Origin of the sequence: Pectobacterium betavasculorum, from assembly GCF_000749845.1 — a bacterium.
In the GTDB taxonomy this organism is placed as follows: domain Bacteria; phylum Pseudomonadota; class Gammaproteobacteria; order Enterobacterales; family Enterobacteriaceae; genus Pectobacterium; species Pectobacterium betavasculorum.
In genome coordinates this window covers 37,529-50,965 of sequence record NZ_JQHM01000002.1, presented here as the reverse complement: position 1 = coordinate 50,965, position 13,437 = coordinate 37,529, and the positions used below count along the sequence as shown (strand labels likewise).

Genomic DNA, 13,437 nt, shown 5'->3' with positions numbered 1-13,437 from the left:
ATTCTGGGATCTGGAGATGGCCGAACCACGTTTTGTTCACCTGCGTGTTCACAGTGACTATTCCATGATCGATGGGCTGGCCAAAGTCGGTCCGCTGGTAAAAAAAGCAGCGGCGCTCGGTATGCCAGCGCTGGCGATTACCGATTTTACCAACCTGTGTGGGCTGGTTAAATTCTATGGCGGTGCGCATGGCGCGGGCATCAAGCCTATTATCGGCGCTGACTTCTATGTCGAAAGCGATGAATTAGGGGATGAACTCGCACACCTTACTGTGCTGGCCATGAACAATGAAGGCTACCAGAATCTCACGCTGCTGATTTCTCATGCTTATCAACGTGGTTATGGCGCGTCTGGGCCGACGATTGACCGCGATTGGTTGATTGATCATCAGGAAGGGCTGATTCTGCTGTCTGGTGGTCGCCGAGGTGATGTCGGTCGATTTTTGCTGCGTGGCAATCAGGCGCAGGCCGAACAGTGTCTGGCCTTTTATCAGGAACACTTCCCCCAGCGTTACTATCTGGAATTGATCCGCACGTCCCGCCCCGATGAAGAAAGCTATTTGCACGCCGCCGTTGAATTGGCAACGAAGCACGGGGTGCCCGTGGTGGCAACCAATGAAGTGTGTTTCATCAGCACCGATGATTTTGACGCTCACGAAATTCGCGTGGCCATTCACGATGGCTACACGCTTGACGATCCCAAACGCCCGCGTAATTACAGCCCACAGCAGTACATGCGCTCGGAAGAGGAAATGTGCGAGCTGTTTGCTGACATTCCCGAGGCGCTGACTAACAGCGTTGAAATTGCCAAACGCTGTAACGTAACGATCCGCTTGGGTGAATATTTCCTGCCGCAGTTCCCGACGGGCGACATGACCACGGAAGATTTTCTGGTTGAGTGCTCGAAAAAGGGGCTGGAAGAGCGTCTCGAATTTCTATTCCCCGACCCGGAAGTGCGTGCCGCGCGTCGGCCTGAATATGATGAGCGTCTTGATATTGAACTCGGCGTAATCAACCAGATGGGGTTCCCCGGCTACTTCCTGATCGTCATGGAGTTTATTCAGTGGTCGAAGGATAACGATGTGCCTGTTGGGCCGGGGCGTGGTTCTGGTGCGGGCTCGTTAGTCGCTTACGCGCTGAAAATTACCGATCTGGATCCGCTGGAATTCGACTTGCTGTTCGAACGTTTCCTTAACCCTGAACGTGTCTCCATGCCTGACTTTGACGTTGATTTCTGTATGGAAAAACGCGACAAGGTCATCGATCACGTCGCGGAAATGTACGGGCGTGATGCGGTATCGCAGATTATCACCTTCGGTACGATGGCGGCGAAAGCGGTTATTCGTGACGTAGGGCGCGTGCTCGGGCACCCGTATGGGTTTGTCGATCGTATTTCAAAGCTGGTGCCGCCCGATCCGGGAATGACGCTGGAAAAAGCCTTTGCTGCTGAACCGCAACTGCCGGAAATTTATGAAGCCGATGAGGAAGTTAAGGCACTCATCGATATGGCACGCAAGCTTGAAGGGGTAACGCGTAACGCCGGTAAGCATGCGGGGGGGGTGGTGATATCCCCCACCAAGATTACCGATTTCGCGCCGTTGTATTGCGATGCGGAAGGGAACCATCCAGTTACCCAGTTCGATAAGAACGACGTGGAATATGCCGGGCTGGTGAAGTTTGACTTCCTTGGCCTGCGTACGTTGACTATCATCGACTGGGCGCTGGGGATGATTAACGCCCGTCGCGCGAAGCAAGGTCAGGAACCGATTGATATTGCGGCCATTCCGCTCGACGATAAGAAAAGTTTCGATATGCTGCAACGCTCGGAAACCACAGCGGTATTCCAGCTTGAATCGCGCGGCATGAAAGACCTGATCAAGCGTCTAAAGCCCGACTGCTTTGAAGATATGATCGCACTGGTGGCGCTGTTCCGTCCCGGTCCGCTGCAATCCGGCATGGTGGATAACTTCATCGACCGTAAGCACGGTCGTGAAGCGATTTCGTATCCTGATATCGAATGGCAGCACGAATCACTTAAGCCCGTGTTGGAGCCGACCTACGGTATCATCCTCTATCAGGAACAGGTCATGCAGATCGCACAGGTGCTGGCGGGGTATACGCTGGGCGGTGCGGACATGTTGCGTCGCGCAATGGGGAAAAAGAACCCGGTCGAGATGGCGAAGCAGCGTGGTGGTTTTGAAGATGGTGCTAAATCGCGCGGCGTGAACGGTGAGCTGGCGGTTAAGATTTTTGACCTGGTGGAAAAATTCGCCGGTTACGGCTTTAATAAATCGCACTCCGCTGCCTATGCGCTGGTGTCTTACCAAACGCTGTGGCTGAAAGCGCACTATCCTGCGGAGTTCATGGCGGCGGTGATGACGGCCGATATGGACAACACGGATAAAGTCGTCGGGCTGGTTGATGAATGCTGGCGAATGGGATTAAAAATCCTGCCTCCGGACATCAACAGCGGACTTTATCACTTCCACGTTAACGACGATGGCGAGATTGTTTACGGCATCGGCGCGATAAAAGGTGTCGGTGAAGGCCCAATTGAAGCAATTATCGAAGCGCGTAATCAAGGCGGCTATTTTAGAGAGCTGTTTGACCTCTGTGCGCGAACTGATATTAAAAAGCTGAACCGCCGCGTGCTGGAAAAGCTGATTATGTCCGGGGCGTTTGACCGACTGGGGCCGCATCGCGCTGCGCTGATGAACTCATTGGCCGATGCGCTGAAAGCTGCCGATCAGCATGCTAAAGCAGAAGCGATTGGTCAGGTGGATATGTTCGGCGTGCTGGCCGATGCGCCTGAGCAGGTCGAGCAATCCTACAGTACCGTGCCACCGTGGCCTGAGCAGGTCGTATTGGATGGTGAGCGGGAGACGCTGGGGCTGTACCTGACCGGCCACCCGATCACGCAATATATTAAGGAAATTGAACGCTATGCCGGTGGCGTACGTTTAAAAGATATGCACCCGACGGATCGGGGTAAAATGACCACTGCCGTTGGGCTGGTGTTGGCGGCTCGCGTCATGGTAACCAAGCGGGGCAACCGTATTGGCGTCTGTACATTGGACGATCGCTCCGGTCGGCTTGAGATTATGCTGTTTACCGATGCATTGGAAAAATATCAGCATTTACTTGAGAAAGACCGTATCCTTATCGCCAGTGGACAGGTCAGCTTTGATGACTTCAGCGGCGGGCTTAAAATGACCGTCCGAGAGTTAATGGATATCAGTGAAGCGCGGGAAAAATACGCGCGCGGGCTTGCTATCTCGCTGACTGACAGGCAAATTGATGACCAGCTATTAAACCGTCTCCGCCAATCGTTGGAACCCCATCGATCGGGGACGATCCCAGTGCATCTCTATTACCAGCGTGAAGATGCGCGCGCCCGACTACGTTTCGGCGCAGCATGGCGTGTAACGCCCGCCGATGCGCTACTGAACGAGCTGCGCACATTAGTGGGTAATGAGCAGGTGGAACTGGAATTTGACTAATATAGGAATACTATGAGTCTGAATTTTCTTGATTTTGAGCAGCCGATTGCAGAGTTGGAAGCGAAAATTGACTCGCTGACCGCAGTCAGCCGTCAAGACGAAAAATTGGATATTAATCTGGACGAGGAAGTCCAGCGCCTGCGTGAGAAGAGCGTTGAACTGACGCGTAAAATCTTCGCCGATTTGGGCGCCTGGCAGGTTGCGCAATTAGCACGCCATCCGCAACGTCCTTATACGCTTGATTATATTAAGCACATTTTTACCGATTTTGATGAATTGGCTGGCGATCGTGCCTATGCCGATGATAAAGCAATTGTCGGCGGGATTGCCCGTTTGGATGGACGTCCGGTGATGATCATTGGTCATCAGAAAGGTCGTGAAACCAAAGAAAAGATTCGCCGTAATTTCGGCATGCCTGCTCCAGAAGGGTATCGCAAAGCGCTGCGCCTGATGGAAATGGCCGATCGTTTCAGGATGCCGATCATCACCTTTATCGACACGCCGGGAGCTTATCCGGGCGTTGGCGCAGAAGAACGCGGTCAGTCTGAGGCTATCGCGCGCAACCTGCGTGAAATGTCGACGCTGCGTGTACCGATCATCTGTACCGTTATCGGTGAAGGTGGTTCCGGTGGTGCATTAGCTATCGGCGTAGGTGACAAGGTCAACATGTTGCAGTACAGCACTTACTCGGTTATTTCACCTGAAGGCTGCGCGTCCATCCTGTGGAAGAGTGCCGATAAGGCACCGCTGGCGGCTGAAGCGATGGGGATCATTGCGCCGCGTCTGAAAGAGCTGAAACTGATCGATACCGTGATCCCTGAACCGCTGGGGTCGGCGCACCGTAACGTTCCGGTAATGGCGGAGTCACTGAAAGCGCAGTTGCTGGCCGATCTGCTTGACCTCGATGGTCTGAGCGAAGAAGAACTGCTGAACCGCCGTTATCAGCGCTTGATGAACTATGGTTACTGCTAACGCTCGGGGTTACTGCTAACGCACAGTGGTTACTGCTGATGACGTGATTGTCTGATTGATTGCCATATTATCAATTAGTCTATTCTGGCGTTACTCTGAAAATCCGTTGTCAGGAATGACAACGGATTTTTTGCTATGAGGTTTGAATCATGCTGAAATTGCTCGATGTACACCACATTGCGGTGATTGCCTCTGACTATGAACGCAGCAAGGCATTTTATTGTGGCGTGCTGGGGTTTACGTTGAACAATGAGGTCTATCGTGCCGAGCGGCAGTCGTGGAAAGGGGATCTCTCGCTGAATGGACGTTACACCATTGAGCTATTTTCTTTCCCTCATCCGCCTGCGCGTGTCAGTAGGCCGGAGGCTTGCGGACTGCGTCATCTGGCTTTTGCTGTGGCTGATGTAGAACAGGCTGTTGCCTCACTGGCACAGGATGGCGTCATTTGTGAATCCGTACGGATCGATCCTGAAACGCAGCAACGCTTTACCTTTTTCTCCGATCCCGACGGCCTGCCTTTAGAACTGTATGAGATCTGATGCCGTGGACCGCACCAAGCCTGATGATGGATTGCTCCAGACGATCTTTAAGCACATAAGCGGATGCGGATCGATCTTGCTGGCCTACAGTGGTGGTCTGGATTCCAGCGTGTTATTACATCTGCTGGTGGCTGTACGTCAGCGTTCGGGGCTGACTATTCGTGCTGCTTATATACATCATGGCTTAAATCCGCTGGCAGATAGCTGGGCTGAACATTGTCGTCAGCAGTGTGAGCGCTGGCAGGTGCCGTTTACCTCGCTGGCAGTGATGGTTGAGGCACAGAACGGCGGCATTGAAGCCGCAGCCAGAGCCGCGCGCTATCAGGCGCTGCAAACGCATCTGCAAGAGGGAGAAACTCTGCTGACGGCGCAGCACCTTGATGATCAGAGCGAAACCTTTTTACTGGCGCTTAAACGCGGCAGCGGGCCTGCCGGATTGTCTGCGATGGCGGCTAACAGCGTCTTCGGCCATCATCGTTTAGTTCGTCCGTTGTTAGGTGTTTCTCGCCTTGAACTGGAAACTTACGCGCAGCGGAATCAGCTTCACTGGATTGAAGACGACAGTAACCAGGATGAACGCTTCGATCGTAATTTTCTACGTCGTCAGATCTTACCGCGATTGACGCAGCGCTGGCCGCACTTCCCCTCTGCCGTGGCACGTAGCGCCCAGCTTTGTGCCGAGCAGGAGCAACTGCTTGATGAGTTGTTGGAGGAATCATTACAGACGCTATGCCAGTCGGATGGGGCGTTGAGCATTGAGGGGCTTGTGCCGCTAAGCCCGGTGCGGCGTTTTGCACTACTGCGGCGCTGGCTAGCGCAGCAAGGAGCAGCTATGCCTGCGCGTGAACAGCTACAACGACTCTGGGATGAAGTCGCAACGAGCCGTCAGGATGCGGAACCGGTATTGCAACTGAATCAGATGCAGGTTCGCCGTTTTCGTCAGCATCTCTATTATCTGCCGCTGATGCCATCGCTCAAAGACTGTGTTCTGCCATGGCAACCGACGCGATGCCCGTTGACGTTACCTGATAATCTGGGAACGCTACAGCTTGCCGATCGCGGGGTAGCCGTTCGCACGCCGGAAAATAGTGAGGCGGTGAGTATTCGCTTTTCGACCCGTGGAACCGTTCATATTGTTGGCAGAGCACATGGTCGGCAAATCAAGAAACTTTGGCAGGAGCTGGGCGTTCCGCCCTGGTGGCGCGATAGAACGCCATTGGTATTCTACAACGATCAACTGATTACAGCCGTAGGGCGATTCGTCACACGAGAAGGTCAGGCCAAAGAAAATCGGCCTGTGTGGCACATTACGTGGGAAAAATAAGCTTGGTAAAAAGGTCTCGGGAAAACTGATGTCGAGTAGCGCTGAAATAAAAACGGACAACCCGAGTTGTCCGTTTTGGAAGCATTTATTCAGCGTTTGCTGCTAAATGAAAGAAGAAGTCCGTCAGGGTTCGCTGACGACGACCTTCCCAATTTCAGGATGACTGAAACTGACGATATGGTCGAGGCGCAGTTCGCGGGTAGCACCGGATGCTTCAATCACCAGATACTCGACCTGCTTACGCGAGATCATGTCACTAGCTTTACCGGTCACAACTTCACCATTGCGGAGTTCCAGCGTCAGCGTCAGATTCTGCTGACAGGTGGCTTCCAGGCTGTCGTAATCATCACAGTTGATGGGTTGATATTCATTACTCATTGACATAATCACTCACCAATAAGTTAGCGGCGGCAAAAGCAGCCTGTTCCCTGACGGAGGATGGTAACGCCTCATTCGCGGCAATGCCATCCAGGGTTTTTAAAACACAACCCAGCGAATCGGGTATATAGCCCAGATCGCCACTGGCGATCTCTGCGTATAAGCGACGTACTAATTCACAGTATTCTTGCACTATATCCTCCCTTGAAAGCTTAGCTCGGTAGATATTCATGCATCATCACTTGTTGTGGTGCGCGATGTTGTAAGCCTACGAAGATAAACTCTATTTATCAAACCGACTATAGCATAGGGATTAGCAGGATATCAGTAGTCCTTAGAGGCCTAATCTATCGGTTACGTGGTAGATATCACCTTTACTGTGAGGATGGTGCTAACTCAAGTAAACTAAGGGGGAATAACGACGAGGTCACTGATGGCATTAAAAGCAACGGTTTACAAAGCAGCAATCAATATTGCCGATATGGATCGGAATTTTTTTCACGATGCGAATCTGACGATAGCGCAGCATCCGTCTGAAACGGAACAGCGCATGATGCTGCGGCTTTTAGCGTGGATCTGCCATGCCGATGAAAATTTGCGCTTTACTAAAGGTCTGAGCGCAGATGACGAACCGGAAATCTGGCGACGTAATGATACAATGGAGCTGGAGTTGTGGATTGAGTTAGGTCTACCGGATGAAAAGCGGCTGAAGAAAGCCTGCAACCAGTCCCGTACCGTTGTGTTGTACGCCTACAGCGAGCGTGCGGCACAGGTGTGGTGGAATGCGATATCAAATAAGGTCTCCGGGTACAAAAATCTGGCGATCCGCTTTTTAGATGACAATCAGCTGGCTCAGCTTGCTGGACTGATTCAGCGCACCATGTCATTGCAGGCAACAATACAGGACGGTACGATCTGGTTATCTGACGATAAGAATAGTCTTGAAATAGCATTTTCTGAGTGGAAAATTCCTCAGACTCAGGGATGATGACGGCTGGATGCGTTCCAGAACATTGGACAAGAACGATAAAAACAGGACAGAGACGGCAGGAATATAATGATGAAAAAACTGGCTATCGGTGTGCTATTGATAGCAGGGATTTCTGGATTGATCGGGTGTCATACTCGATCACAAGTTCAGGAAGAGCCCCTTAAACCAATGGCGCAAAGTTATCGTGGCGTTTTACCCTGTGCGGACTGCGGAGGGATTGATACGTCACTGTTTTTGGAAAAAGACGGGACTTTTGTTCTGCGTGAACAATATCAAACAACGAGAGAAGGCAACAATACGTTTGCTTCTTATGGGCAATGGAGACGCACCGCGGATAAGTTGGTGTTGACGAATAGCGCGGGCGAGAAACGTTACTTTCGCCCGGTTGATAGCACCCTTGAAATGTTGGATCAACAAGGTTTGCCCATCAATTCATCTCTTCCTCGTCAGCTGACGGCAACCGAGCAGCCGCTGCCAAATACGCCGATGGTAATGAAGGGAATGTACCGCTATATGGCGGATGTCGCGACCTTCTCTGACTGCGCGACAGGAAAAACCTTTGTAATGGATGATAGCGCGGAGTTGGAAAGACAATATTTTCGCGTGAGAGATAAAGCCGCTGAACCGGTATTACTTGTGCTAACTGCGCATTTTGCCGTCATTCCGTCGATGGAAGAAGGGCAAATGGTGAAGGCGGTGGTCCCCAACGGTAGCGATGAAGTACGTATGAAGGCGCGAGCAAACTGTGATACACAGATAGACTAACTCGACGTTTAAAAGAAAAGGCACTGATTTTCAGTGCCTTTTTTGTATTTACCTGCCTCGTTCTGACTTGGGTCAGAGCATTTTCTTTAGCTGATACAGCCAATCCAGCGCTTGCCGAGGCGTGAGGGCATCAGGGTCGATAGCTTCCAGCGCTTCAATCGCCGGTGATGGCTCATCGTTGCTCAGCAGCGCCAGTTGTGCGCCATCGATATGACTGGATGAAGCGTTATTCGATAACGTTTCCAGCTCTTTCAGTTTCTGACGCGCGCGTTTAATTACTTCTTTCGGTACACCTGCCAATGCGGCAACGGCAAGGCCGTAGCTTTTGCTGGCTGCACCGTCTTGTACGCTGTGCATGAAGGCGATGGTATCGCCGTGCTCACGTGCATCTAAATGGACATTCACCACGCCTTCCATTTTTTCCGGTAGGGTGGTCAGTTCAAAGTAGTGCGTTGCAAACAGCGTCATTGCTTTGATACGGTTCGCCAGATTCTCGGCGCAGGCCCATGCTAGCGACAAGCCGTCATAGGTTGAGGTGCCGCGGCCGATTTCGTCCATCAGCACCAGGCTGTTTTCCGTGGCGTTGTGCAGAATATTTGCCGTTTCGGTCATTTCTACCATGAAGGTGGAGCGGCCAGATGCCAGATCGTCTGCTGCCCCCACACGAGTGAAAATGCGATCGACCGGACCAATGACCGCCTGATCCGCAGGCACAAAGCAGCCGATATGCGCCATCAGTACAATCAGCGCTGCCTGACGCATATAGGTACTTTTACCCCCCATATTGGGGCCGGTGATAATCAGCATACGGCGCTGTGGTGAGAGCGACAGGGGGTTTGAAATAAACGGCTCACGAAGCACCTGCTCGACGACAGGGTGACGACCGCCTGTGATTTTGATGCCGGGTTTGTCACTCAACGCCGGACAGACGTAATGCAGCGTATCGGCGCGTTCCGCCAGATTCGTCAGAACGTCTAGCTCCGCTAATGCGGCTGCACTTTGCTGAAGCTCGGCTAGATGAGGCAGTAGCAGATCGAAAAGCTCATCGTAAAGCGCCTTTTCCAGCGCCAGGGCTTTGCCTTTCGAAGTCAGAACCTTGTCTTCGTACTCTTTCAGTTCGGGGATGATGTAGCGTTCGGCATTTTTCAGTGTCTGACGGCGTACATAGTGGATCGGCACCAGATGACTTTGACCACGGCTGACCTGAATGTAATAACCGTGTACGCCGTTGAAGCCTACCTTTAACGTATCAAGCCCCAGCTTTTCACGTTCGCGAATTTCCAGACGGTCCAGATAATCGCTGGCACCATCAGCCAACGCGCGCCACTCGTCCAGTTCTGCATGGTAGCCCGGCGCGATAACACCCCCGTCACGTACCAGAACAGGCGGTGTTTCGACAACGGCACGTTCTAGCAAATCGCGTAATTCATCAAATTGCCCAATCAGGCTGACCAGACGGCGAACGGAATCAGTATCCAGCGGCGCAAGCTGTTCGCGGATATCGGGAAACTGCTGGAAAGCATGGCGCATGCGTGCCAGATCGCGCGGACGCGCCGTGCGTAAAGCGAGGCGCGCCAGAATACGCTCCAGATCGCCGACCTGCCTAAGATAGGGTTGCAGATCCGGTGTGATTTCTTGCAACGCGCTGATAGCCTGCTGGCGCTGCTTGAGCGCATCAATATCACGGCTAGGCATGTGAATCCAGCGCTTCAGCATCCGGCTGCCCATCGCTGTTACGGTGCAATCCAGTACGGCAGCTAGCGTATTTTCCACGCCGCCTGACAGGTTTTGCGTCAGTTCAAGGTTACGGCGCGTGGCCGCATCCATGATGATGCCATCCTGCTGGCGTTCCATCGTAATGCCACGAATATGTGGCAGCGAGGTACGTTGTGTGTCTTTCGCGTATTGCAGCAAACATCCGGCAGCTCGCAGTGCGAGCTTTGCCTGTTCTACACCAAAACCAGTCAGATCGCGGGTACCAAATTGCAGATTAAGCTGCTGACGTGCGGTATCGGGTTCAAATTCCCACAGCGGGCGGCGGCGCAGTCCGTGGCGATTTTCGATCAAATCCATGGACTCAAAGGATTCAGGGTAGAGTAATTCTGCCGGATTGGTACGCTGCAACTCAGCCGACATGGTTTCCCGATCGTCCGGTTCACTTACGCGAAAGCGTCCAGAGCTGATATCCAGCGTGGCGTAACCGAATCCCCGACCGTCCTGCCAGATTGCTGCCAGCAGGTTATCCTGCTTTTCCTGCAATAGCGCTTCGTCGCTGATGGTTCCCGGCGTGACGATACGCACGACTTTACGTTCCACTGGTCCTTTGCTGGTGGCGGGATCGCCGGTCTGTTCGCAGATCGCGACGGATTCGCCCATTTGCACCAGTCTGGCAAGGTAATTCTCTACGGCGTGGTGGGGGACGCCCGCCATCGGTATCGGTTCCCCCGCGGAAGCGCCGCGTTTCGTCAGCGAAATATCCAGTAGTTGGGAAGCTCGCTTAGCATCGTCATAGAACAGCTCGTAAAAATCGCCCATACGGTAAAACAGCAGGATTTCCGGATGTTCAGCCTTTAACCTAAAATACTGCTGCATCATGGGTGTGTGGGCGGTGAAATCCTTGTCGGTAGAATCTTTCATAGTGATTTTACTCAGTCTTAACGCTTTTGTTCGTTCAGATGATGGCGTAGCGGTCGATGTTAAACCTTGCCGATGGCACGTCACCTGAGCATTGAAATGGAATGCCAGAAGTATACTGACTGGCAGATGAAAAATATCACCAGCGAGTGCGCTATCTTACCATTGATGGTCGCTATTTGGCGTCAGAGGACGTTACCAGACTGAGAAAGAGAGGAGTATCCGATTTTTCCACTATTGTTAGAGTGCGCGAGGTGGCTCGCAAGTTTTGCCCATCAATGCGGTCGTGGCGAAAGATAGCGTGCGGCCAACAAAGTGCGAGCTTGAGGGGGCTGTGGATAGCGTATTTGGTGAAATACAAAATATGGTGCTTTTAACGATGCGGATGACATCGTTTCTCATTTTTCAATGATCTGCCCTCAGAAAGGATTAGCCTGAGTAAATGCAATATATAATGTTTTTACTCCCAAAAAGAGCATTAGTACGCCAGCGGTAATATCAAACCATTTTTTATAATTAAGGTAGGTGTTTCTTGGTCGTTGGTAGGATAAGACAACCGCGACAAAAATGTACCATAATGTATCAATAGAAAAAGCAATAGCAGGTAAAATAAAGTACATTTCAAAGGGTAGCGTATGACTTAATAGTGCAGAGAATACGCTTGCAAAAACTAATGCAGTATTAGGGTTGCTCAATTGAATAATAAGTCCCTGGAAATAGCTTTGGATGAAGGATTGTTGCTCAACACCAGGTGTAATATGGTCTACAGTTGCCTTATTTTTTTTAAGCGTGAACTTGTATGCAAGATAAATGAGATAGCAACCGCCTAATATTCTGATGAAAAAGTAAAAGTCAGGCATCGTCTTGATAATAGCCTGAAGGCCAAACATTGCAGCAAGGGAAAATATCAAGCTTCCTGTGCCCATGCTGAGAGCTGTTGCAATCCCATTAAGCCGAGATGTTGCGACGGTTGTACGTGCAACCAAGAGGAAACTTTCTCCTGGATTCATGGCTCCTAATAGTAATGTTCCGCTGATAGCGAATAACATGAAGGCTATATTTTCCATTTCAACTCTTTTGTTTTTTACAATATTTGTATGTTAACGTAATCTCAGATAATGCATCTTGAGCGGTAGATAATGCTTCGTTAGCTGTTGCCCCCGTAGCAATCGCAAATGCGCTTCTGTCAAAACTATTTGTTACACTGCGTGCAGTATCACCAGGTTTTGTTAGCATCGTAATATTTTTGATATTGTTCCGATTCCTTGCTTCTTCCAAACCATGTACGCTATCGAGAACAAAATTATCATTACCTTCTGGCGAGGAATACCATATGGCTGAATAACAGCAATCCTTCCTTTTACATAAATCACTCTCTTCTACGCTCTCTGTATTTATTTTAGCTACAAGATTCATCAGGTCGATACCGGTTGAATATTCTAACAGGCGATAGATATTGTCCCCGCCAGGTCGCGTATGGCTTTCGATAACAACGGGTCCCATATTGGAAATGATAATTTCAGTGTGGGAGGGAGTGTTATTAAAATTCATAGTATGTAAAAAATTTTGAATGTATTTGCTGATTTGATCTTCCTGCCCAGCGGTAAGCGGTGCGGGTAACACATGGCCGACTTCAACAAATTGGTCATTTTTATACTTTTTAGTAATAGCTAAAATATGATGTTGATGATGGTAAGAGACGGCTTCAACGCTGTATTCATCTCCAGAAACGAATGACTCAAGGATAAACGTTTCGTTGATCTTTTTACAAAGAATTGGTTCAAGTTGATGATAACTTTCCTCATCGTGAATAAGTAATATGTCCCTACTGGCTTCACCCGAGAGTGGTTTTAAAATCGCAGGAAAACCAACACGCGTCAAGGCAGGCGCTAGATCAGAATACTGAGCTATCTTTTCAAATTTTATTGTTAGGAAATTATTCATTTCCAGATGCTTACGCATCAAATATTTATCTACTGTCCTATTAACTAATTGCTCATCGGTAATAATCGGTAACTCAGCATAGACTGCAACACGAGCGGCGATTTGTTGCCATTTTTCATTAAAGGCAATCACGCGGTCGATGCTAAAAATCGTTTTATTTATACATATATTTCTTGCTAATAATTCTATATCGTCTTCATTCTCTGGGAAATTGATACCATCATAAAGGTTATCTTCATTGAGATTAATCTTTCTTTTGGGATCTGGGATGATGAACAAACGGTGCCCGAGTAACTTGAGTTTCTTATGTATTGGAGCAAATCCACTGCCTATGATCAGTATGCGCATGCCGGATACTCTTATCGAATGCTTTATATACATAAGACTCTCT

11 protein-coding genes are annotated in these 13,437 nt (G+C 50.4%); 6 read left to right on the top strand and 5 right to left on the bottom strand.

Translation table 11 applies throughout. The features are described 5' to 3' along the window. Window positions 1–16 precede the first annotated feature (16 nt). The 4 genes from dnaE (at window position 17) to tilS (ending at window position 6,334) form a co-directional block, all read left to right on the top strand. Window positions 17–3,499, top strand: a complete 3,483-nt coding sequence (dnaE, locus tag KP22_RS07865) for a DNA polymerase III subunit alpha (protein WP_039301391.1) — start codon at window positions 17–19, stop codon at window positions 3,497–3,499. Between the two features lie 12 nt (window positions 3,500–3,511). Beyond that, complete coding sequence (accA, locus tag KP22_RS07860) at window positions 3,512–4,471, top strand: acetyl-CoA carboxylase carboxyl transferase subunit alpha (RefSeq protein WP_039301394.1); 960 nt, start codon at window positions 3,512–3,514, stop codon at window positions 4,469–4,471. 149 nt (window positions 4,472–4,620) lie between these two features. Beyond that, entirely contained in the window at window positions 4,621–5,010 is a 390-nt protein-coding gene (locus KP22_RS07855) for a VOC family protein (RefSeq protein ID WP_039301397.1), read from the top strand. Continuing rightward, window positions 5,000–6,334 carry a tRNA lysidine(34) synthetase TilS gene (gene tilS, locus KP22_RS07850; RefSeq protein ID WP_039323598.1) on the top strand — a complete coding sequence of 445 codons (1,335 nt, stop codon included), beginning with the start codon at window positions 5,000–5,002 and terminating at the stop codon, window positions 6,332–6,334. Before KP22_RS07855 ends, tilS begins: the two co-directional genes overlap by 11 nt. Before the next feature lie 123 nt (window positions 6,335–6,457). Here tilS and rof read toward each other — a convergent pair whose 3' ends face one another. Both rof and KP22_RS07840 read right to left on the bottom strand, forming a co-directional pair. Beyond that, complete coding sequence (gene rof / locus KP22_RS07845; RefSeq protein WP_039301402.1) at window positions 6,458–6,718, bottom strand: Rho-binding antiterminator; 261 nt, start codon at window positions 6,716–6,718, stop codon at window positions 6,458–6,460. Then, window positions 6,705–6,905, bottom strand: a complete 201-nt coding sequence (locus KP22_RS07840) for a YaeP family protein (protein ID WP_015731006.1) — start codon at window positions 6,903–6,905, stop codon at window positions 6,705–6,707. Before KP22_RS07840 ends, rof begins: the two co-directional genes overlap by 14 nt. 240 nt (window positions 6,906–7,145) lie before the next feature. Here KP22_RS07840 and KP22_RS07835 point away from each other — a divergent pair, with 240 nt between their 5' ends. Continuing rightward, the gene (locus KP22_RS07835) at window positions 7,146–7,700 is read left to right on the top strand and encodes a YaeQ family protein (protein WP_039301405.1); all 555 of its coding nucleotides are present in this window, start codon (window positions 7,146–7,148) and stop codon (window positions 7,698–7,700) included. A 72-nt stretch (window positions 7,701–7,772) separates the two neighbouring features. Continuing rightward, window positions 7,773–8,468, top strand: a complete 696-nt coding sequence (gene nlpE, locus KP22_RS07830; RefSeq protein ID WP_209428701.1) for an envelope stress response activation lipoprotein NlpE — start codon at window positions 7,773–7,775, stop codon at window positions 8,466–8,468. Window positions 8,469–8,540: 72 nt separating this feature from the next. Here nlpE and mutS read toward each other — a convergent pair whose 3' ends face one another. From mutS to KP22_RS07815, 3 genes are all read right to left on the bottom strand, one after another. Further along, window positions 8,541–11,105, bottom strand: coding sequence for a DNA mismatch repair protein MutS (gene mutS, locus KP22_RS07825; RefSeq protein WP_039323594.1), 2,565 nt, complete (start codon window positions 11,103–11,105; stop codon window positions 8,541–8,543). Window positions 11,106–11,521: 416 nt separating this feature from the next. Then, the gene (locus tag KP22_RS07820; protein WP_039323592.1) at window positions 11,522–12,169 is read right to left on the bottom strand and encodes a LysE family translocator; all 648 of its coding nucleotides are present in this window, start codon (window positions 12,167–12,169) and stop codon (window positions 11,522–11,524) included. A gap of 1 nt (window position 12,170) precedes the next feature. After that, window positions 12,171–13,394 carry an ATP-grasp domain-containing protein gene (locus KP22_RS07815; RefSeq protein ID WP_167333799.1) on the bottom strand — a complete coding sequence of 408 codons (1,224 nt, stop codon included), beginning with the start codon at window positions 13,392–13,394 and terminating at the stop codon, window positions 12,171–12,173. Between the last annotated feature and the right edge of the window lie 43 nt (window positions 13,395–13,437).